Annotated in this window: 14 protein-coding genes and 4 pseudogenes; 8 read left to right on the top strand and 10 right to left on the bottom strand. The window is 70.3% G+C overall.

All coding sequences use genetic code 11. The features are described from left to right. Both ABT025_RS36915 and ABT025_RS36910 read right to left on the bottom strand, forming a co-directional pair. A partial coding sequence (locus ABT025_RS36915) for a hypothetical protein (RefSeq protein WP_351003048.1) occupies positions 1–191 on the bottom strand: 191 nt, incomplete at its 3' end. A 3-nt stretch (positions 192–194) separates the two neighbouring features. Continuing rightward, positions 195–1,286: a PucR family transcriptional regulator gene (locus tag ABT025_RS36910; RefSeq protein ID WP_351003047.1), complete on the bottom strand. Its 1,092-nt coding sequence runs from the start codon at positions 1,284–1,286 to the stop codon at positions 195–197. Positions 1,287–2,017: 731 nt separating this feature from the next. On the opposite strand from ABT025_RS36910, the gene ABT025_RS36905 reads away from it, so the two are divergent. Continuing rightward, the gene (locus tag ABT025_RS36905; protein ID WP_351003046.1) at positions 2,018–3,565 is read left to right on the top strand and encodes a pectate lyase family protein; all 1,548 of its coding nucleotides are present in this window, start codon (positions 2,018–2,020) and stop codon (positions 3,563–3,565) included. A gap of 116 nt (positions 3,566–3,681) precedes the next feature. On the opposite strand, the gene helR is transcribed toward ABT025_RS36905, so the two are convergent. After that, positions 3,682–5,826, bottom strand: coding sequence for an RNA polymerase recycling motor ATPase HelR (gene helR / locus ABT025_RS36900; RefSeq protein ID WP_351003045.1), 2,145 nt, complete (start codon positions 5,824–5,826; stop codon positions 3,682–3,684). 360 nt (positions 5,827–6,186) lie between these two features. Here helR and ABT025_RS36895 point away from each other — a divergent pair. Both ABT025_RS36895 and ABT025_RS36890 read left to right on the top strand, forming a co-directional pair. Beyond that, positions 6,187–6,312 (top strand): annotated as a pseudogene (locus tag ABT025_RS36895) (mycothiol transferase); the annotation flags it as partial. A gap of 75 nt (positions 6,313–6,387) precedes the next feature. Further along, on the top strand, positions 6,388–6,930 hold the full coding sequence (locus tag ABT025_RS36890) for a hypothetical protein (protein WP_351003049.1): 543 nt from the start codon (positions 6,388–6,390) through the stop codon (positions 6,928–6,930). A gap of 285 nt (positions 6,931–7,215) precedes the next feature. Here the strand turns inward: ABT025_RS36890 and ABT025_RS36885 are convergent, their stop codons facing one another. The 4 genes and pseudogenes from ABT025_RS36885 to ligD form a co-directional block, all read right to left on the bottom strand. Beyond that, complete coding sequence (locus ABT025_RS36885) at positions 7,216–7,686, bottom strand: helix-turn-helix transcriptional regulator (protein ID WP_351003044.1); 471 nt, start codon at positions 7,684–7,686, stop codon at positions 7,216–7,218. 135 nt (positions 7,687–7,821) lie between these two features. Further along, the gene (locus ABT025_RS36880) at positions 7,822–8,232 is read right to left on the bottom strand and encodes a VOC family protein (RefSeq protein WP_351003043.1); all 411 of its coding nucleotides are present in this window, start codon (positions 8,230–8,232) and stop codon (positions 7,822–7,824) included. Positions 8,233–8,593: 361 nt separating this feature from the next. Continuing rightward, positions 8,594–9,398 (bottom strand): annotated as a pseudogene (locus ABT025_RS36875) (methyltransferase domain-containing protein). Between the two features lie 696 nt (positions 9,399–10,094). After that, on the bottom strand, positions 10,095–11,063 hold the full coding sequence (ligD, locus tag ABT025_RS36870) for a non-homologous end-joining DNA ligase (RefSeq protein ID WP_351003042.1): 969 nt from the start codon (positions 11,061–11,063) through the stop codon (positions 10,095–10,097). Positions 11,064–11,265: 202 nt separating this feature from the next. On the opposite strand from ligD, the pseudogene ABT025_RS36865 reads away from it, so the two are divergent. Continuing rightward, positions 11,266–13,303: pseudogene (locus ABT025_RS36865) on the top strand (prolyl oligopeptidase family serine peptidase). A 25-nt stretch (positions 13,304–13,328) separates the two neighbouring features. Here ABT025_RS36865 and ABT025_RS36860 read toward each other — a convergent pair. Then, complete coding sequence (locus ABT025_RS36860; protein ID WP_351003041.1) at positions 13,329–13,787, bottom strand: nuclear transport factor 2 family protein; 459 nt, start codon at positions 13,785–13,787, stop codon at positions 13,329–13,331. A gap of 408 nt (positions 13,788–14,195) precedes the next feature. Then, positions 14,196–14,873 carry an ArsR/SmtB family transcription factor gene (locus tag ABT025_RS36855; protein WP_351003040.1) on the bottom strand — a complete coding sequence of 226 codons (678 nt, stop codon included), beginning with the start codon at positions 14,871–14,873 and terminating at the stop codon, positions 14,196–14,198. An 85-nt stretch (positions 14,874–14,958) separates the two neighbouring features. On the opposite strand from ABT025_RS36855, the pseudogene ABT025_RS36850 reads away from it, so the two are divergent. The 3 genes and pseudogenes from ABT025_RS36850 to ABT025_RS36840 all read left to right on the top strand — a co-directional run. Then, positions 14,959–15,117: pseudogene (locus ABT025_RS36850) on the top strand (hypothetical protein); the annotation flags it as partial. Beyond that, positions 15,118–15,282: a hypothetical protein gene (locus ABT025_RS36845; RefSeq protein ID WP_351003039.1), complete on the top strand. Its 165-nt coding sequence runs from the start codon at positions 15,118–15,120 to the stop codon at positions 15,280–15,282. Positions 15,283–15,786: 504 nt separating this feature from the next. Then, positions 15,787–17,040: an amidohydrolase gene (locus tag ABT025_RS36840; protein ID WP_351003038.1), complete on the top strand. Its 1,254-nt coding sequence runs from the start codon at positions 15,787–15,789 to the stop codon at positions 17,038–17,040. 261 nt (positions 17,041–17,301) lie between these two features. On the opposite strand, the gene ABT025_RS36835 is transcribed toward ABT025_RS36840, so the two are convergent. Then, complete coding sequence (locus tag ABT025_RS36835; protein ID WP_351003037.1) at positions 17,302–19,194, bottom strand: ABC transporter ATP-binding protein; 1,893 nt, start codon at positions 19,192–19,194, stop codon at positions 17,302–17,304. 279 nt (positions 19,195–19,473) lie between these two features. On the opposite strand from ABT025_RS36835, the gene ABT025_RS36830 reads away from it, so the two are divergent. Further along, positions 19,474–19,635: a hypothetical protein gene (locus tag ABT025_RS36830; RefSeq protein ID WP_351003036.1), complete on the top strand. Its 162-nt coding sequence runs from the start codon at positions 19,474–19,476 to the stop codon at positions 19,633–19,635. Positions 19,636–19,692: the final 57 nt, after the last annotated feature.

The following is a 19,692-nucleotide window of genomic DNA, read 5'->3' as shown; positions in this document are numbered from 1 at the left end:
CGGAACGTAACGAGCATGCTGCGCGCTACATGGACGGTCAGTCCTGGGACATCGCCGAGAAGATCGGGCATGACCTCGACCCGACCCTGCACCCGGGCCGCGGCGCCGGTCGGTGCTCGTCCGGTGTGCAGCTGGCCAGGCCACGCCAAGCCCGACCAGGCGGCCAGGATCGGCCATCGGTCATCGGCCATCCGTCAGGCGAGATCCCTGGCGACGAGGGCCGCTTGGAGCAGCCGGGCCTCGGCAGGAACCGCGAGGTCCAGCCCGGTCAGCGTGCTCACGCGGTGCAACCTGTAGTCCAGTGTGTTGCGGTGGACGCACAGCTCCAAGGCGCTCCGACGGCGATTGTGGCCATGGTCGACGAACACCCGCAGCGTCTCCAGCAGGTACGGATGCTCATCCAGCGGGTCGAGCTTGGCTGCCAGCCGCAGCAGGGCGTCACCGGGGCGCGCGAGCTGGTACTCCAGCAGCACGTCATCGAGTCGGTACAACCCGGGTGGGCGGCCCAGCCGCTGTACGAGTTCCAGTACGCGCCCCGCCTCCGCAGCGGCTGCGGGAACGGCCGCTGGACCAACGGCCGGGGCAGCGGCGGCGAACACGCGCTGTCCCACCTCCTTGCCGAGCGAGGCCGGCAGGCCGAACACGTCGCAGCCGCCCGGCAGCAGCGCGATCCCGGCGACGTGATCCATGAGCACCGGGACACCGGCGCGGGCCTCCAGGGACGACTGGACCAGCCTGGCCGGCGGATTCGACTCGAATGAGAAGGCGACCACCTCGTGTTCGCCGGTCACCGTCACCCCCGCCGCCTCCGCCAGCTCTTCGTGAGGCCGGCCGGCCAGCAGAGCGGTCAGCAGGGCCCTCCGTACCCGCTTGTCCTCGCTGTGGATGTCCTCCTGGGCGTTGCGGTGGGCAAGCACGACGGCGGGCATGGCCCCGTGCAGCCAAGCCAGCAGACTGGCACCCGCCCCGGCCAGTTCCTCGGGCGCGGCTGTCTCGGACAGTACCTGCCACCACACCTCGGCACCGATGAGATAGGCGGCGATCACCGCCTCTAGGGGCACACGCTCCTCGGCCCGGCGCCCCGACCACTCGATGAGCCGGGTCAGGGCCCCAGGGTCCATGGCGCCGCCGTCACGAAGTGCCCGCAGCAGCAGCTCGTGCACCGCCGTGATCGACCGCGTCACCTCACCGTCGAGGGTGCGTCGCGGGAGTTCCCCGTAGAACGGCACTTCCGCAGCACAGCGAGCGACCACGGTCGCGGTGAGATCGCTGCTGCGAACAGCCATCCGTGCATGTAGGCCAGGCATCGGCGCATCGTCACACCGCCCCGAGCTGCCGTCAATCGCCGTTCACCCCGATGAGACGACCGGCGTCCACAGCACGCTCGGAAAGAACGCGCTTGCTTCGGTGGATCGACCGGTGTGACGCGGGTTCCATCGCCTCGGAGTTTGCTGACCGTGCCGTGAATCCACCTCTAAATCCAGCGATCGTAGGGCAGTTGGTGCACGTGTCGAAGCGCTTCCCGGGGTAGGGGTGTCCAGAGTCTTGCCAGTCCAGCTGAAGCAGTCCTATTCTCACCACGAGAAAGCGCTTTCCATTCTCAGTACTCCGTTCCGGTGACAGTGAAGCCACGGCCGCTGCCGCGACTTCGCGAACGAGCCGCCATCGATCCGGCACGGGGCCGTACCCGCGGTGCCGGCGTGTCATGGGGGCGAGGGTGTGCGCCATGGCGACGGCGCATCCCGTCGTCCCGCGCGGTTTCGGAGGCGGCGGCTTCCTGTAGTGGCAGCGGCGGTGATCCCGCGGCCGGCGCCGACATACGCGCAGCTCCGGGCCGCAATGGCGCGGCCCGTTCGATCGCACCGAAGATTCGATCGCACCGAAGAAGAGCACCCGCAACCACGCCGATCAGGGCTTGTCCAGCAGTGAAGTCAGCAGCCGGTGGACGCCGTGCGCTGAATGACATGGGCATGCCATTTATTCGCCCGGCCCAGAAGACGAACAGGGAGAAACCATCATGAAGAGGCGAGTCGCACTGCGACTGTATGCGGCGCTGACCACGGCCGCTCTTGCCGCCGCGACCGGTGTCGTCGTGTCGATGCCCTCGGCATCGGCCGCGACCGGAGGAGCCACCGGCTACGCGACCCAGAACGGCGGCACCACCGGCGGTGCGGGGGGACAGACGGTCCGGGCCACCACGGGCACCGCGATCCACCAGGCCCTCTGTGGCCGGGCCAGCAGCAGCACCCCCATCATCATCGAGGTGGAGGGGACCATCAACCACGCCAACACCGCCAAGGTGTCCGGCGACAGCTGCAACACCGCCGCCGGGGTGATCGAGCTCAAGCAGATCAGCAACGTCACGATCGTCGGGGTCGGCGGTGGCGCTGTCTTCGACCAACTAGGCATCCACATACGCCAGTCCAGCAACATCATCATCCAGAACGTCACCGTCAAGAACGTCAAGAAGTCCGGCTCGCCCACGTCCAACGGCGGCGACGCCATCGGCATGGAGAGCGACGTCCGCAACGTCTGGGTCGATCATGCCAGCCTGGAGGCGTCGGGAGGGGAGTCGGAGGGGTTCGACGGCCTCTTCGACATGAAGGACAACACGCAGTACGTGACGCTGTCCTACAGCACCCTGCGCAACTCCGGCCGTGGTGGCCTCATCGGGTCGAGCGAGACCGAACTCTCGAACGGCTTCGTCACGTTCCACCACAACCTGTACGAGAACCTGGACTCCCGCACCCCCCTGCTGCGCGGCGGCATCGCCCACATCTACAACAACTACTACGTGAAGCTCAACGAGTCCGGGATCAACTCCCGGGCCGGGGCCCGCGCCAAGGTGGACAACAACTACTTCAAGGACTCCAAGGACGTCCTGGGCACCTTCTACACCGACGCGGCCGGATACTGGCAGGTCAGCGGCAACACCTTCGACAACGTGACGTGGTCCGCACCCGGCAGTGAGAACAACCCGGCCGGGCCCGACCCGAAGTCCAACACCACCGTCAGCATCCCCTACGTCTACAGCCTCGACGCGGCATCCTGCGTGCCCGGCATCGTGGCCCGGACGGCAGGCGCCAACAAGGGACTGAAGGTGTCGGACGGCAACTGCTCGACGCAGACGCCGACCCCGGACCCGACCGACCCGACCCCGGACCCGACCGACCCCACTCCGGACCCGACCGACCCCGCCGGGACCAACCTCAGCATCGGTGCGGGTTCCGACGGGACCAGCAAGGCCGACGGGACGAGCTACGGCAATGTGCGGGACGGCGACCTGGGCACCTACTGGTCGCCCGCCGGAGCCACCGGCTCGGTCTCGGTCAAGTGGGCCTCGGCGACCGCCGTTTCCTCGGTCAACATCCGGGAGGCGTCGGGTTCGGCCGGCAGCATCGGATCCTGGAGGGTGCTCAACGGTGACACCGGGGCCGTGCTGACCTCCGGCAGCGGCGCGGGTGCCATCACGATCCCGAAGACCTCGTTGCGCAAGATCACCTTCGAGATCACCGGCTCGACCGGCACCCCGAAGATCGCCGAGTTCGAGACCTACGCCGGGTAGCGGCAGTCTCGCACCGCCCGTCCGGGCCCGGCCGCGACGGGTCCGGACGGCCGGCGTCGAGCGGCACAGTGGATGTGAAGCCGGCCCGGCCGCCGCGGTGGCCGGGCCGGGCCGTGTCAGGAACTCGTGAGGACGACCAGTTGCTGGGTCGCCCTGGTCATCGCGACATAGCGGTCGACCGCTCCTTCGATGCCCTTGCCGAATCCTTCCGGGTCGATGAGGACGACCAGGTCGAACTCGAGCCCCTTCGACAGCTCCGGGGGCAGGGAACGGACTCTGGGAGTCGCTCTGTACGAGGGATCGCCGATGACACAGGCGATTCCGTCGGCGTGCTCGGCGAGCCAGGTGCCGAGGACGGTGTCGCGCTCGGCAGCGGATCCGTGGACGACGGGAATGCCGCTGCTGCGGACGGAGGCAGGCACGTTGGCGTCGGGGAGCGCGGCCCTGATGACCGGCTCGGCCTCGGTCATGACTTCTTCCGGCGTCCGGTAGTTGATGCTCAGGGAGGCGTGGTTGATCCGGTCGAGTCCGACCCGCTCAAGCCGCTCCTGCCAGGACTCCGTGAAACCGTGCCGGGCCTGGGCGCGGTCCCCGACGATCGTGAAGCTCCGCGACGGGCAGCGGAGCAGGAGCATCTGCCATTCCGCGTCGGTCAGTTCCTGGGCCTCGTCCACGACGATGTGCGCGAACGGTCCGGCGAGCAGGTCCGGTTCCCCGCCGGGCAGCGCGGACCCGTCGACCAGGGTGTCCTTGAGGTCCTGTCCGTGCAGCATCGTGACCGCGCCTTCGCCGTCGGCGTCGGCCTCGAGCAGAGCGTCGATGACGTGGGACATGTGCTCGCGTTCGGCGGCGACGGCGGCGTTGTGCCGACGCCTGCGCAGCGACGTCCCCGGGTCACCGAGCCGCTGGCGTGCCGCGTCCAGGAGGGGCAGATCGGACACCGTCCAGGCCCGGGCGTCCGCGCGTTGCAGCCGTGCCACGTCTTCGCGGCTCAGCCAGGGGGCGCAGGTGCGCAGGTAGGCGGGTACCGACCACAGGTCTCCGACGAGGTCGGCCGCTTCGATCAGTGGCCACGCGCCGTCGAGGACCGCGAGCAACTCCCGGTTCCGCATGAGGGACTTGCGGAGCAGTTCGTCCGGAACCTCACCGTCGTGCTTGTCCACCAGGATCGTGACCAGCTCCTCCAGGATCTGATCTCGGGCCTCGTTGTGCGGAGTACCGGGTGCCGCTTCGAACGCCACGGCCCAGTCGTCGGCGCTCAGCCGGATGTCGGACCACTGGGTCGTGACCGTCATGCCCTTGGCGGGGGGCTCTTCGTAGAACCTCGCGGCCGTCTCGATCGCCTTCACCAGATCCGCGGACGACTTCAGACGGGCCACATCGGGGTCCGCCTCGACCCCTGCCGCGGCTCCCTCGGCGACCAGGTCGCGCAGGGTGCACGTCTGTACTCCCTCCTCCCCGAGGCTGGGCAGCACGTCGGCCACGTAACCCAGGTAGGGCTCGTGCGGACCGACGAACAGCACGCCGCCGCGGTGGTGGCCGAGGCGGGGATCGGAGTAAAGGAGGTACGCGGAACGGTGCAGGGCGACGACGGTCTTTCCGGTACCGGGACCGCCGTCGACGACGAGCGCGCCACGGGATCCCGCTCGGATGATGGCGTCCTGATCGGCCTGGATGGTGCTGAGCACATCGCGCATCCGTGCCGACCGGTTGCCGCCCAGAGTGGCGATGAAGGCGGACTGGTCGTCGAGTGCCGCGTGCCCGGCGCCCCCGCCCGGGGTGAACACCTCGTCCCAGTAGTCACCGACCCGGCCGCGGGTCCAGCGGTACCTGCGGCGGCTCTCGAGGCCCATCGGGTTGGCATGGGTGGCTCCGAAGAACGGCTCGGCTGCGGGGGAGCGCCAGTCGAGCAGCAGGCGACGGCCCGCGCTGTCCGTAAGCCCGAGCCGACCGACGTATACGGGTTCGGGGGCGTCCGTGCCGACCATGTGCCCGAGACACAGATCCAGGCCGAACCGGCGCAGCGTACGCAGCCGGGCGGTCAGCCGGTGGATCTCGATGTCCCGGTCCAATGCCTGACGACCCATGCCGCCGGGCGACCTGAGCTCGGCGTCGAGGCGTGCGGACAGTTCCGCGATCGACTGTTCAAGGCACTCGGCGATGGCCGCGAAGTGCTTCTCGTCGCCGGCGGTCAGCTCGGGGTCGGCCTTGGGGGAGAGACGGTCCGGAAGGTCGAACGCGCTGGTGGTCAGGGGGTTCATGCCGTCAGCTCCGATCCGGGGTCGAGTCCGGGAAGTCCGTCCGTGCACACTCCCGCACCTCGTTGCGCAGTACCCGCCACCACACGTCGACCCCCACTCGGGTCGCCGTCGCCGCGCAACCCGTGAACCGGCAAAAACATACGCACTTCGTCAATCTCCCGTTTCCCCGGGTTCTTGCCTCGACGGGTGATTCTGCGGTACCACCGGGGCCTTGCCGCAAGCCCCCCACTGCGCTATAAGTTAAGAGTGGCGAGAGGTGCTTGCTCCCTTTCACCCTCAGTGGTACCGGCCACGTCCCTGCCGAACAGGCGGGCGTGGCGAGAGGGACCATCTGACTCAGGACCCCATGACGTGGCGAAGGGCCACTACTCCTGGCGTGGAACGGTGTCGTTGCGCTGGGTGCTGATCCACCTGATTGAGGAGTACGCCCGGCACAACGGACACGCGGACCTGCTTCGCGAACGGATCTACGGGGCAAGGGGGGTTGTGAGGTCCGGCCGCCCTGGCCGCCGGGGTGCGGAGGGCCACTGGGGGTCACGGGGCAGCCCTTGGCGTCGCGTCATGATCACGGTTGCCGTCACCATCGCCTTGGCCCTCCTCGGCTTCGCCGTCACGTACCTCAACGGCCTGCGTCTGTCGCAGCGCCAAGAACGACTGGCACGTATCAATCGTCAACTAAGCGACTTCTACGGTCCGTTGCACGCCATCGCTGAAGCAAAAAGCTGCATATTCGGCGCGTTCATGGAGCGCAATGCCCGCACTGACGGGCGATCACCCTTCAGCCACGAGATACCGCCCTCCGACGAGGAACTCGCCGAGTGGCGCTTGTGGGTCGCGACCGTCTTCCTCCCGAACATCCGGGCGATGCGTGATCTCGTCGTCAAGCACGCAGACCTGCTGAGGGGTCCGGCGATGCCACCGATCCTGCTGCAGTTGTGCGCTCATGTGTCGGGTTACGAGATCACGGCCGCGCGCTGGGAGCAGGGGAGCTACGACCAGCACCTGTCCGTCGTGCCCTTCCCCAGCGAGGAGTTGGCCACCTGCGCGCGGCAGGGCTTCGTCGGTCCGAAGCAGGAGCAGGGGCGCTTGCTGCGTCAGGGGTGAGGGCGGGGCCGACCGGTTCCTGCCGCGAACGAGTCGGACCCGCCTCGGGTGTGAGAGAGGCGATGTTCACCGGCTCGGCCGCTCCGTCCACGACGGCGCTGCCGGGAGTCGGCCCGAGGCTGAGCCGTAGCTGACCGTCCGCCCGCGGATTGCGTCCGGTGACGCAAACGCACGGTGGGGAAGCGAGGGACGGTGGTTCCGGCCAGGAGACGTGTTGCCGTGGGTAGCCATGGCCCCCGGTGTCTGCCGTTCAGCTCCGGGAGCCAGGCTCCTGCGCAACCCCGTTCACGCAAGGGCCGGTTGCGTTCCGAATGCCGGAACGTTCCGCTGCCCGGCCGGTCGCGTCGCCTGATGCGGCACTCGCGGTGTCATCCCTGCGGCGGTGCCCGTTGCGCGGTGCCGATAGACGTGGGGCGGTACACCGACGAGCTCGGTGAAGTGCGAACGGAGGATGCCCGGCGAGGGACAGCCGACGGCTCGGCAGGTCTCGGCGACGCTGGGACGACCGTGCCGGAGCAGGGCAGCCGCGCGCTCGACGCGACGGGCCATCAGGTACGCGTACGGTGATCTGCCGTAGGCCAGCCGGAACTGGCGGCTGAGGTGTCCGGCGGGTACGCCCGCGCCGCGGGCGAGCGTCTCGACGTTCAGTGGTTGCGCGTACTCCCGGTCGATCCGGTCGCGTACGCGACGCAGTCGTGCGAGGTCGCTCAGGTGCTGCGCCGCGATGCGTGCGCGCCCCCACCCGGGTTGACACATGCGAGCTCCGTTTCGTCGACGTCCGTGCATGTCTGAGGTGCGGCGGTCGGATACGGGCCCGGGCCGGCCGGTCGCCGGACTCCTTCCCTGCGGTCGCGGTACCGGCCATCGCGGCCGGACCGATGACCGGACGGTTCAGCGGAGCTCCTGGATGCGGACCAGGTTGCCTGCGGGATCGCGGAAGGCGCAGTCGCGGATGCCGTAGGGCTGCTCGGTCGGCTCCTGGACGACCTCGGTGTTGCCCGCCTGCACCTTCTCGAACGTGGCGTCGAGGTCCGGGGTGGCCAGCAGGATCCACCCGTAGGTGCCCTTGGCCATCATCTCGCGGATGGTGCGGCGCTCGTCCTCGGTGATGCCGGGGTCGACGGCAGGCGGCGCCAGCAGGATGGACGTGCTGGGCTGACCGACGGGGCCGACCGTGACCCACCGCATCTTGCCCTGCCCGACATCGCTGCGGACCTCGAAGCCGAGGACGTCGCGGTAGAAGGCCACTGACGCGTCCGGGTCGTCGTGCGGCAGGAAGCTCGTGTGAATGCTGATGTCCATGACGATCATGCTAGGGCCGCTCCTGCGACGCGCGCTTCTTGATTCCTGACCGATCCCGCCCATTCATTCTGTCTTCTGCCTGGACGCCGTTGTTCATGCTGTCCTGCCGCACCCCTGCTTCCCGGCATCCGGCACGGACATTGCGAGCAGTGAGCGTGGTGTGCCGGTGACACCGGCCTTGCCGTTGTCGTGCGGCTGCTCGACGACGCTGCCGCTGGATGCCTGCCCGGGGCATCCCGCGATCGTCGCGCGGGTGTTCCCGGCGCCCGGCGTCCGAACGCCGCAACGGGACGTCGACCGCGGACCTGACGCCGTGCGGTGCCGTTCGCCCCTTCGGGCATACCGGTGAGCGAGCAGCGCGTCACGGGCGACGCCCCCACGCGGAGATCATGGGAGCGGTGGCGAGGTCGAGGAGGCCGGTGGCGACGTCGGCCAGGTGGCGGTCGATCTCCTCGTCGGTGGCGAGCCCCTCCGACACCAGGAGGCTGCGGATCTGCCGCACAGTCGCGGCCTCGAGGACCGAACACGCCGGCGAGGTGATCGGGAAGTACGCGTCGGCCTCTACGTCCTCCATGCCGGCTTCACGCAGCAGCCTGGGCAGAGTCCGTCCGTACGAGAGGTCCGCGCCGCGAGCCGCCATCAACGCACGGAAGCCGCAACGCAGCCGGTTGGCGAGTCGTTGTTCGGGACCTGACTCGTCCGGGCACAGCAGCGGCTGCAGCCCCGGGTCGGCATCCTCCAGGAGCAGCCGGCCGCCCGGCCGCAGCGCCTGGATCATCCGGCGCAGCGCCTCGGCCCGATCGGTGACGTGCACCAGGACCAAGCGGGCGTGGACGAGGTCGAAAACCGCCCGGCGGCGGCGGGTCGGCGGCCACGTCGTGGCGCACCACCTCGATCACGCCGTCGCCGACGCCCTGTGTCCACGACGCATCGATGTCGGTGGCGACCACCGCTCCTGTCGGCCCGACCCGTTCGGCCGGCCCCAGGGGTACGGAGAGGGAGCCGGCGCCTACCTCCCAGCACCGCATGCCGGTGGTGATCCCGAGCCGGTCGACATGCCGGAACGTCACCGGATCGAACAGCTCGCTGAGGGCTCCGAAGCGGATTCCCGCCTCTGACTGCTGGTTGTCCAGGAGATAGCCGCGCTCCGCGTCGTGTTCGGCCATGGCACGATCTTGCCAGAGGCCGCCGATCGGGTGCGGGGCACGCGCCCGCGCCGGGAGCGGACGGCGCCGCGGCCCGCGACCGCGCCGACAGCAGGCCTATGGCTGAGCGTCGAAGAGCCAACAGCCTCCTCTGTACTCCATGAGCCGCCGGCGCCACCAGCCGCACGCACCCGACGGGCCTGTCAGCACGAGGTGAGGACTGAGGGAAACAGCCCGGCGGTCGAACTCGGCGTCGAGCCTGGCGACATGCCTGCCCAGATCGGCCCGAGCACCGCGGGGAAGCCACAACAGCACGTCCTCCAGGGTGTCTCGCGCCACGAGAGGATCACAGCATTCGCAGCCGGTCACCGGATCCGGCAGCACGCGCCCCGGCTGTCCCAGATACAACCGGCACCCTGCCAGGGCTGCGGCCACAGCCCCCGGCCACAGCCGGTCCTCTTCCAGCTTCCGGACCGCCACCCGAGTCGCCGCGGACACGCCGCCGATCCTGCGCACCGCGATATCTCTTCCGGGGCGCCAGCGCTTCGCACGCAGCTCCTTCGGACGCCTACGCGGCATGAGCCTTTCGGGTCAACATCCTGTAATCCTGCCACGGACTGGACCGGGCCGGACCGGGCCGGGCCGGGCCGGGGCCGCACGCGGTCACGAGACACACAGCCAGTGAGCCCGTTGGCCGTCCATCAGCCCCTCAGCCCCTCAGTCCAGCCGGGTCAGATCCGGCCGCAGCCGCTGCCAGACCGGATGGCGCAGGCGGCCGGCTCTCGTCCATTCAGACGCGGAGACCTCGGCGACCAGCCGCGGCTCCACCCAGTGCGCGCCGGTCACCTCTACCGGGTCCGCGAACGGGGACGTCGATCGTGCGATGACCGCGAAGTACGCCGCGAGTTGGCTCTGTTCACGCTCGGACATTCCCGATCCCACCGATCCCGCGTACCGCAGCCCGGCGGGACCCGCCACGCCGACGAGCACCGATCCCGGCACACCGGCAGCTGCGCCTCGTCGCTGGGTCCAGCCGCCGATGACCACGTCCAGGGTCTCCACACGCTTGGTCTTGCGCCAGTGAGCCGATCGGGCGCCCGGCGTGTACGGCGAGGAGAGCCTCTTGGCCACCACACCCTCCAGGCCTTCACGGACCACGACGTCCCACACCTGTGCCCCACGGCCGTGCACGTACGAGGGTGCCGACCAGTGTGCTCCGGCCGGCCCCAGGGCGGACAGGACCTCGCGGCGCTCGCCGTACGAGGAATCGAGCAGGGCATGGCCGTCGAGGTACAGGACGTCGAAGATCATGAAATGGGCCGGGCAGTCCAGCGCAAGGCGGCCGGCGCGGCGCGCGTCGACCACGCCCATCCGGCTCTGGAGCCGGCCGAAGTCGGACCGCCCGGAAGCGTCGAGGACCACGAGTTCGCCGTCCAGGACGACACCGTGCCCGCGTAGCTCGCTGCCCAATGCCCGCAGTTCCGGATAGGCGACGGTGATGTCATTGCCGGCCCGCGAGGCCAGCCGCACCGATCCGTCGCCCGTGGTGCTCAGGATGCAGCGGACACCGTCCCACTTGGTCTCGAAAGCCCAGCCCGAGTCGGGCACGGGCAGCGGACCAGGCACAGCCAGCATCGGTGCGATCGGCGGAGGCGACCAGAGGGCGCCGGAAGGATTCGGGACCATAGCCCCGATGATCGAGCGTCCGGCAGATCTGCGCAGACCGGCGGCCGGCGCAAGGCCGGGCCGCCGTTCCCCGGGCAACCGGTTACGAGAGGGAACCCGGCTCCGGTACCGGCGGCAACATCGCGTTCTCGGAGTCGGCGGCCCCCGGCTCCACGGGACGGACGTGGTCCCGCAGCGCCCCGCGAGCCTGCACAATTCTGTGGTGATCACTGATGACCCGTACCTGTGGCTGGAAGACGTCGAAGGCGAGGCCGCGCTCGCCTGGGTGGCCGAGCGGAACGCCGAGACGGAGGCCGCGCTGGCGGCCGGCGGCGGTTTCGCCGCGCTGAAGGGGCGCCTGCTGGAGGTTCTGGACGCACCTGACCGGATCCCCTACGCCTCGCGCCACGGGGAGTACCTCTACAACTTCTGGCGGGACGCGGGGCACCCGCGGGGTGTGTGGCGGCGTACGACATTGGAGGAGTACCGCGCGGACGCTCCCCGATGGGAGGTCCTCCTCGACGTCGACGCTCTCGCCGCCACAGAAGGAACGAAGTGGATGTGGGCCGGTGCACGGGTCCGCCGTCCCGACTGCGGCCGGGCCCTGGTCTGCCTCTCGCGCGACGGCGGTGACGCCGTCGAGGTCCGCGAGTTCGACCTCGGCACCCGGGCCTTCGTCGAGGACGGGTTCCAGGTGCCTGAGGCGAAGACCCGGATCGATTGGATCGATGCCGACACCGTCTTCATCGGTACGGACCTCGGACCCGGCTCCCTCACCGAATCCGGCTACCCGAGGACGGTGCGCAGATGGCGCCGCGGCACACCACTCGAAGCGGCCGACATGGTCTTCGAGGGCGAGACGCGGGACGTGGCGGTCGGGGGCCGGCACGACTCCACACCTGGTTTCGAACGGGACTTCGTCTTCCGGTCGATGGACTTCCACCACAGCGAGATATATCTCCTCGCCCCCGATTCCTCGCTCGTCAGGATCGAAGTCCCGGACGACGCCAGTGCGTATGCCCATCGCGAGCACCTGATCGTCATCCTGAAGTCCGACTGGCTCGGACAGCGGGCGGGCTCCATGCTGGCCTTCGGCTTCGACTCCTTCCTGGCGGGCGACCGCACCCCGGAAGTGCTGTTCACCCCGGACGCGCGGACGGCTCTGGCCGGGCACTCGTGGACCCGGCACCACCTGATCCTGGAGACGATGCGCGACGTCAGTACTCGCATCGAGGTACTCACCCCCACCCACGGCGCCGGATGGACACGCGAGCCGCTCGCGGACGTTCCCGCGCTGTCCGCCGTCACCGTGGTGGACACGGACCCGGACGTCTCCGACGAGTTCTTCCTGGACGTGTCGGGCTTCCTGCAGCCGTCCACGCTCCACCACGGGAGGATCGGGAGCCGCACGGAGGTGCTCAAACAGGCTCCGGCCCGCTTCGACGCGGCCGGCCTGACCGTGGAGCAGTTCTTCGCGACCTCCGAGGACGGCACGCAAGTGCCGTACTTCGTGATCGGCCCCGACCGTATCCGTAGAGCAGGGCCCCGCCCCCGCCCTGCTCTACGGATACGGCGGCTTCGAGGTCTCGCTCACCCCCTACTACGGCGCGGTGACGGGCCGGGCGTGGCTGGAGCGAGGCGGTACCCACGTGATCGCCAACATCCGGGGCGGTGGCGAGTACGGGCCGGGATGGCACCGGGCCGCGCTCGGCGCGGGCCGGGCACGGGCCTTCGAGGACTTCGCGGCCGTCGCCGCCGACCTCGTCACGCGGGGTATCACCACCCCGGCGATGCTGGGCGCCACGGGGGGCAGCAACGGCGGACTGCTCATGGGCGCGATGGTCACCGGCTACCCGGAACTCTTCGGCGCGATCGTCGCGCAAGTCCCGCTGCTGGACATGCTCCGCTTCCATGAGCTCCTGGCGGGTGCCTCCTGGATCGCCGAGTACGGTGACCCGGACAACCAGGAGGACCGATTGCACCTGCGCGGGCTCTCCCCGTACCACCGGCTTGCCGCGGGCCGGGCGTACCCACCCCTGCTCCTGACGACCTCCACCCGTGACGACCGCGTCCACCCGGGCCACGCTCGCAAGCTGGCCGCACGGATGCGCGAACTGGGCCACCGGGTGCTGCTCCACGAGAACACCGGCGGTGGCCACGCGGGCGCCGGGGACAACGAACAGGCCGCCCACAACAACGCTCTGATGCACACGTTCCTGTGGGAGCACCTTTCCCCGAAGGCTCCGCCCGCCCTCGGCTGACCCGAAGCCGGGCGCACCAGGGCCCTTACGGGGTGCAGGCTTCGGCGATCGACAGGCTGTTCTCGTAGAGGTGGTGCCGGGTGATGCGGCCGCCTTCCACGGTCAGGTGGAGTGCGAACGGGCCTTCGAAGGACTTGCCCGTCGACCGAACGGTTCCTGACAGGTGCCCCATCAGGACGGCGTCGGTGCCGTCGACCAGGAAGGCATCGACGGATGCGCGCGCGTCCTCGGGCACGGTATGCGCTGCCAACTCCGCTGCCTGGGAGGCGCATTCGGCGGCTGTGGACCGCGGTCGGATCCACGGGACCGCGGGGTTGTCGGCCAGCAGCCAGTCGACCTCATCGGCGAAGAGCGCGACGATCCGCTCGGTGTCCCCTGCCAGTCGGGCGGCAAGGAACTCCTGCACGACAGCCCGGGTGGCCGCGGCAACGGAACTCGTGGCCGGGGCCGAACTCGGTCTTTCGGCAGCGGGCTTGACGGTCATGTGGGCTCCTTGCGGCGGGGGCCGGCTACCGGCGGGGGTTCCCGTCGCTGTGCTCGATCCTGCCGGGGGAGGGGAGAGCCGTCGATTACCCCGGAGGTAATCCGCGGCCGGTACCAGTGCGCGTACCCCTCGGCGGAGGTCCGGGAAGAGGGAGCGCGCACGCCGAGAGCCCGGGGCGATCGGCTGATGGCCACGTCCGCGGCTGTCAGGTGCGCCCGCCGGTGAATCCCGTCCACTGCTGCCTCGGGACTCCGGTCCGTATCGGCAGAAGGGGTGCGCAGGCCCCGTCCGAGTCGCCACTCGCACGCCCGTGAGTGCGGACGGACTGCAGCGGCTCGGCGCACCCCGGCGCTTCGCCCGGCTTGGCCCGGCCCTTCGCGCTGTTTGTCCCCCGCCCTTCGCGCTGCTTCACGTGACCTCCGCTCCCAACAGCTCCCGGAACGCCCCGGCCCCCACCGCAGTCACCTTCACCGCCCGTCCGGAGCCGATCCGCCGCACCCACTGCTTCTCCAGTGCCGTGGCGCACAGGGCCGCTCCCAGCGCCCCGGCCAGATGCGACCGGCGCTCGGTCCAGTCCAGGCAACTGCGCACCAGGGGCCGGCGGGCACCCGCGGGGTGCCGGTAGCCCAGAGCGTCGGCCAGCCAGGTCACGCCTGCCGGAGTGACGGCCGGCCCGGCGCCGTCGGAGACCAGACCGCGGGAGACCATGGCGTCGGCCAGGCCCACCCCCAGTTCACCGGCCAGGTGGTCGTAGCAGGTCCGGGCTCTCGCCTCGGCGCCCGCCTGCACCGATTGGCGCAGGTTCCGCGGGCGAGGAGTGCTGGGCGCGTATGAGGCGATGGCCTCGATCAGGGCGGCCGCCTCCGGGCCGGCCAGCCGCACATAGCGGTGGCGGCCCTGCCGCTCCTCGGCCAGGAGACCACCCTCGACGAGACGGGTGAGTTGCTCGCTCGCGGTGGACGCGCCGACTCCGGCACTCCGGGCCAGTTCGCCCGCGGTCCAGGCGCGGCCGTCGAGCAGGGCCTGACAGAAGGTGGCCCGGGTGTGGTCGGCGAGCAGAGCGGCGGTCTCGGAGAGTGAGGACATACACCAATGATGCCGCCGGCACGGTTCGGGCCGCGCCGAACCGTGCCGGTCCCGGAGGCGGAGCCCTGACGCACACGCACGACGCATAAGTCCGGTCGCTTCGAGAACGCGCGGCCGACTCCTGCCGGCCCGGCCCTCACTCCGTTCGCCTGCCTGCCTGCAGCGCCGGACCGGCCCTCTGCTGCCGCCCAACGCCTGTGACTACGCTTCCGCGGCAGCACCGCCGGCCGAAGGCTTCACTGCCGTGGGCACCACGAGCCTGGGCGCGGCCGCTGCCGCCGGGCTGCCGGACGGGGCCGCGACGCGCCTCGCCCTGTACGAACAGGACGGCGCCGATGGGGTGTTCGTACCGGGGCTGCCGGATCCGGCCGACATCGCCGAGCGACCACGGCGCTCTCCGTACCGCTGAACATCCTGTACACACCGACCTGTCCCGCGCTCTCCGAACTGACCGCGCTGGGCGTGTGCGGGGTCGGCCCCGTCTCGCTGCTCCACCGCAGGGCGCTCGCGGCGGCGGCGAACACGGCGACCGCCGTCCGGGACGGGCGGCCGACGGATCCGAGTGCCCCGGCCTGCGCCGAGGTTCAGGAACCGGCCCGGGCCGGGCGGCGCCCCGCGGGGTCGGGGCCTGCGTGAGCCGGCTCCGCGGCCGGCATGCCGATCCGGTCCGGTGCACATCCGCGGCGGCTCGACCGGCCGGCGCCGCAAGGCCCGTACGGCTGCTCGACCGCTGCCCGAAACGCCCGAGCCGCACTGCTCCCGCCTGCCCGGCCGCCGTCCCCGTCCTCTTCGGCATCCTCTTCAACGGCGGTGTCTCCGCAGGCGGGGGCCGCTCCGGAACGGCAGGTGTCGCCATGCGGTCCGACTGTCCGAAAGGTACGGTGCCCGGACCGGCACGGAGGAGGAATGGGACATGGCCAGCACGGTGACCGACGGTCTGCCGCACCTACGCGAGGACCTTGCCGACTTCTACCGGGACCTGCACCGCCACCCGGAGTTGTCCCTTCAGGAGACCCGGACCGCGGCTCTGCTGGCGCAGCGCCTGCGGGACGGGGGATTCGACGAGGTCACCGAGCAGGTGGGCGTCACCGGCGTGGTGGGCGTCCTGCGTAACGGGGAGGGGCCGGTGGTGATGCTGCGCGCGGACTTCGACGCGCTGCCGGTCGAGGAGAAGACCGGCCTGCCGTATGCCAGCACGGTCCGGGCCGTGGACGCCGACGGCCACGAAGTGCCCGTGATGCACGCCTGCGGGCACGACATGCACGCCGTCTGCCTGACCGGTGCCGCCGCCCTGCTCGCCGGGGCCCGCGAGCAGTGGAGCGGCACCTTGCTGGTTGTCTTCCAGCCGGCCGAGGAACTGGCGGTCGGCGCACGCGGAATGGTCGACGACGGGCTGTTCGAACGCTTTCCCGAGCCGGACATCGTCCTGGGCCAGCACGTCGGCCCCCTGCCGGCCGGATTCATCGGTTACGGCAACGGGCCGTTGATGGCGGGCGCCGACTCGGTGAACATCACGCTCCACGGCCGGGGCGGCCACGGATCCAGGCCGGAGGCGGCGATCGATCCGGTGCTGATGGCGGCCAACGTGGTCACCCGGCTTCAGGGCATCGTCGCCCGCGAGGTACCCCCGGCAGAGACCGCCGTGGTGACGGTGGGGCGACTGAAAGCCGGCACCAAGGACAACATCATCCCGGACACCGCCGAACTGGGTGTCAACATCCGGGCCTTCACCCCGGCCGTGGGCGACCTGGTCCGCAACGCGGTGGAGCGCATCGTGGCGGGGGAGTCGCGGACGAGTGGTGCGCCGAAGCCGCCGGAGTTCACCTGGTTCGCTTCCGCGCCCGCGCTCGTCAGCGAACCGGAGGCGACGAGGACCACAGTCGCGGCGTTCTCCGAACACTTCGGTGCGCAGCGGATTCTGCCGATGCCACAGGTGAACGCGAGCGAGGACGTGGGCGTGTTCGGCGAAGTGCTCGGGGTGCCGACGGTGTTCTGGTTCTGGGGCGGCCTGGAGACGGAGCCGACGGTCGCCGCGTTCACCGAGGGACGTATGGACGAGTTGCCCGGCAACCATTCCGCGGTCTTCGCACCGGTCGTCGAACCGACGTTGAGCACCGGTGTGGAAGCCCTGGTCGTGGCGGCGCTGACCTGGCTCGGCAAGGCGTAGGGACGACGCCTCCTCCCTCGGGCACGGACGGAGCCGCTGCTGTCCCGGCCTGGGGGCCGATGGCATCGGCCGGGCACGGGACCGGGGCCCACAAGGGCGCCGGTCCCGTGCGCAATATGGTGTGGGCGGCGTCGTGTTCGGACTCCAATCCCACGGCCCACCGCCCACCCCGTACTCGTGCAGTGCTTCGAGCGCGCGCCGTGTCTCCGCCGGGCCCCGTTCCTCACCCCGTGCGGAGCCACGGCTCGTGGTCCGGCCGCCTCAGACGGACTCCGAGTGCGCCCCTTCGGGCTCCGGCGACGCGAACTGCGTCCGGTACAGCTCCTCGTACCGGCCCCCCACGGCCAGCAGCTCGGTGTGGGTCCCGCGCTCGATCACCCGGCCCTCCTCGACGACGAGGATCAGATCGGCCGCTCGCACCGTCGACAGCCGGTGCGCGATGACCACCGCGGTACGCCCCTCCAGCGCCTCGGCCAGGGCCTCCTGTACCGCGGCCTCCGACGTGGAGTCGAGATGGGCGGTCGCCTCGTCGAGGATGACCACGCGCTGGCGGGCCAGCAGCAGCCGGGCGATCGTCAGCCGCTGGCGCTCACCACCGGAGAGCCGGTATCCGCGTTCGCCCACGACCGTGTCGAGCCCGTCGGGCAGCGAGGCCACGAGACCGTCGAGGCGGGAGCGCCGCAGCGCGTCCCAGATGTCTTCCTCGGTGGCCTCCGGCCTGGCCAGGGTCAGATTGGCGCGGACCGACTCATGGAAGAGGTGCCCGTCCTGGGTGACCATCCCGAGCGTCTCGCGGATCGACTCGGCGGTCAGTTCGCGTACGTCGATGCCGCTCAGGCGTACGGCACCGGAATCGGCGTCGTACAGCCGTGGCAGCAGCTGTGCGATCGTCGACTTGCCGGCGCCGGACGAGCCGACCAGGGCGATCATTTGGCCGGGTTCGGCACGGAAGGAGACCTTGTGCAGGACCTCCGTACCCCCGCGGGTGTCGAGCGTCGCGACGTCCTCGAGCGAGGCGAGCGAGACCTTGTCGGCCGACGGATAGCCGAAGGAGACGCTGTCGAACTCCACCGAGACCGGCCCCTCCGGCACCCTGCGCGCATCCGGCTTCTCGGCGATCAGCGGCTTCAGATCGAGGATCTCGAAGACCCGCTCGAAGCTCACCAGCGCGCTCATCACCTCGACCCGGGCACCTGCCAGCGCCGTCAGCGGGGCGTAGAGCCGGGTCAGCAGCAGGGCCAGGGCCACGACGGCGCCCGGCTCCAGGCTGCCGCGCAGTGCGTAGTGGCCGCCGAGTCCGTAGACGAGGGCCAGGGCCAGCGCGGAGACCAGGGTGAGCGCCGTGATGAACGTGGACTGCGCCATGGCCGTACGGATGCCGATGTCACGGACCCGGCTCGCGCGGGCGGCGAACTCGGCGGACTCGTCATCGGGCCGGCCGAACAGCTTGACGAGTGTGGCGCCGGGGGCGGAGAAACGCTCGGTCATCTGTGTGCCCATGGCCGCGTTGTGAGCAGCCGCCTCGCGCTGCATCCGTGCCATGCGGGAGCCCATCCGGCGGGCGGGCACGACGAACACCGGCAGCAGGACGAGCGCGAGCAGGGTGATCTGCCAGGAGATCGTCAGCATCACCGTGAGTGTCAGCAGCAGGGTCACCAGATTGGAGACCACCCCGGACAGAGTGTTGCTGAACGCCCGCTGCGCCCCGATCACGTCGTTGTTGAGCCGGCTCACCAGGGCGCCGGTGCGGGTCCGGGTGAAGAAGGCGACGGGCATCCGCTGGACGTGGTCGAAGACGGCCGTACGCAGATCCAGGATCAGGCCCTCACCGAGGGTGGCCGACAGCAGACGGGTCAGCAGACCGAGCCCCGCCTCGGCCACGGCGATCACGGCGATCAGCACCGCGAGCCGGGTGACGGTGCCGTTGGCCCCGCCCATGACGATGGCGTCGACGACCTTGCCGGCCAGCACCGGCGTGGCCACCGCGAGCAGAGCCATGACGACGCTCAGCAGCAGGAAGCGGTAGAGCTCACGTCGGCGCGGCCGGGCGAAGGAGGCGATCCGGCGCACGGTGGCCCTGGAGAAGGGCCTGCGGTCCTGTTGGGCGTTCATCGCGCTGTGCAGCGATGACCAAGCGGTGACTTCCATACTCATGCGGTACCTCCGGGGTGCGGGAAAGCCTGCGTGGCTCCCGGACACGGACCGGGGCGCAGAAGGAACGCTATGACCTCAAGCGCGCTTGAGGTCAACGGATGTCTCGGTGAGGCCGGGGAAAGCGCGGCTCCGGAGAGCAAAGAACGCGACAAGAGCGCAGGTCGGCCCCGTGGACGCCCAATCCGCGGTGCCGTCTGCGGCAGCGTATGCGGACCACGTAGAATCGGCCCCTGTTTCCGGCCGAACGATGGCAAACACAACCGATTGAGGCAGTGCGACGTGAGTTTCACCGACAGTACCGATGCACCGATCTACGCCGGACTCGTGGAAGAACACGGGGATGTGCCGGCCGAGGTGCGCCGGGTGGCTGAGGAGACGCTGCGCGAGGCCGACCGGGCCATCGACTTCAGTGACGTGCACAGGGCGGCTGCCTACCGGTAGCAGTCGGGGCCAACACCGAGTAACCCGGAGCAACCCCCCGCCCACGGTGCGGGGGCC

This window comes from Streptomyces sp. NPDC002809, assembly GCF_040295435.1.
In the GTDB taxonomy this organism is placed as follows: Bacteria; Actinomycetota; Actinomycetes; order Streptomycetales; family Streptomycetaceae; genus Streptomyces.
This window is presented reverse-complemented; position numbering and strand designations above follow the sequence as displayed.

Bases quoted from the DNA above. Each gene is read 5' to 3' on its own strand.
- ABT025_RS36910 (WP_351003047.1), bottom strand. From the start codon at position 1,286: ATGGCTGTTCGCAGCAGCGATCTCACCGCGACCGTGGTCGCTCGCTGT.
- ABT025_RS36855 (WP_351003040.1), bottom strand. From the start codon at position 14,873: ATGTCCTCACTCTCCGAGACCGCCGCTCTGCTCGCCGACCACACCCGG.
- ABT025_RS36880 (WP_351003043.1), bottom strand. From the start codon at position 8,232: ATGGACATCAGCATTCACACGAGCTTCCTGCCGCACGACGACCCGGAC.
- ABT025_RS36860 (WP_351003041.1), bottom strand. From the start codon at position 13,787: ATGACCGTCAAGCCCGCTGCCGAAAGACCGAGTTCGGCCCCGGCCACG.
- helR (WP_351003045.1), bottom strand. From the start codon at position 5,826: ATGAACCCCCTGACCACCAGCGCGTTCGACCTTCCGGACCGTCTCTCC.
- ABT025_RS36885 (WP_351003044.1), bottom strand. From the start codon at position 7,686: ATGTGTCAACCCGGGTGGGGGCGCGCACGCATCGCGGCGCAGCACCTG.
- ABT025_RS36890 (WP_351003049.1), top strand. From the start codon at position 6,388: ATGATCACGGTTGCCGTCACCATCGCCTTGGCCCTCCTCGGCTTCGCC.
- ligD (WP_351003042.1), bottom strand. From the start codon at position 11,063: ATGGTCCCGAATCCTTCCGGCGCCCTCTGGTCGCCTCCGCCGATCGCA.
- ABT025_RS36840 (WP_351003038.1), top strand. From the start codon at position 15,787: ATGGCCAGCACGGTGACCGACGGTCTGCCGCACCTACGCGAGGACCTT.
- ABT025_RS36905 (WP_351003046.1), top strand. From the start codon at position 2,018: ATGAAGAGGCGAGTCGCACTGCGACTGTATGCGGCGCTGACCACGGCC.
- ABT025_RS36835 (WP_351003037.1), bottom strand. From the start codon at position 19,194: ATGAGTATGGAAGTCACCGCTTGGTCATCGCTGCACAGCGCGATGAAC.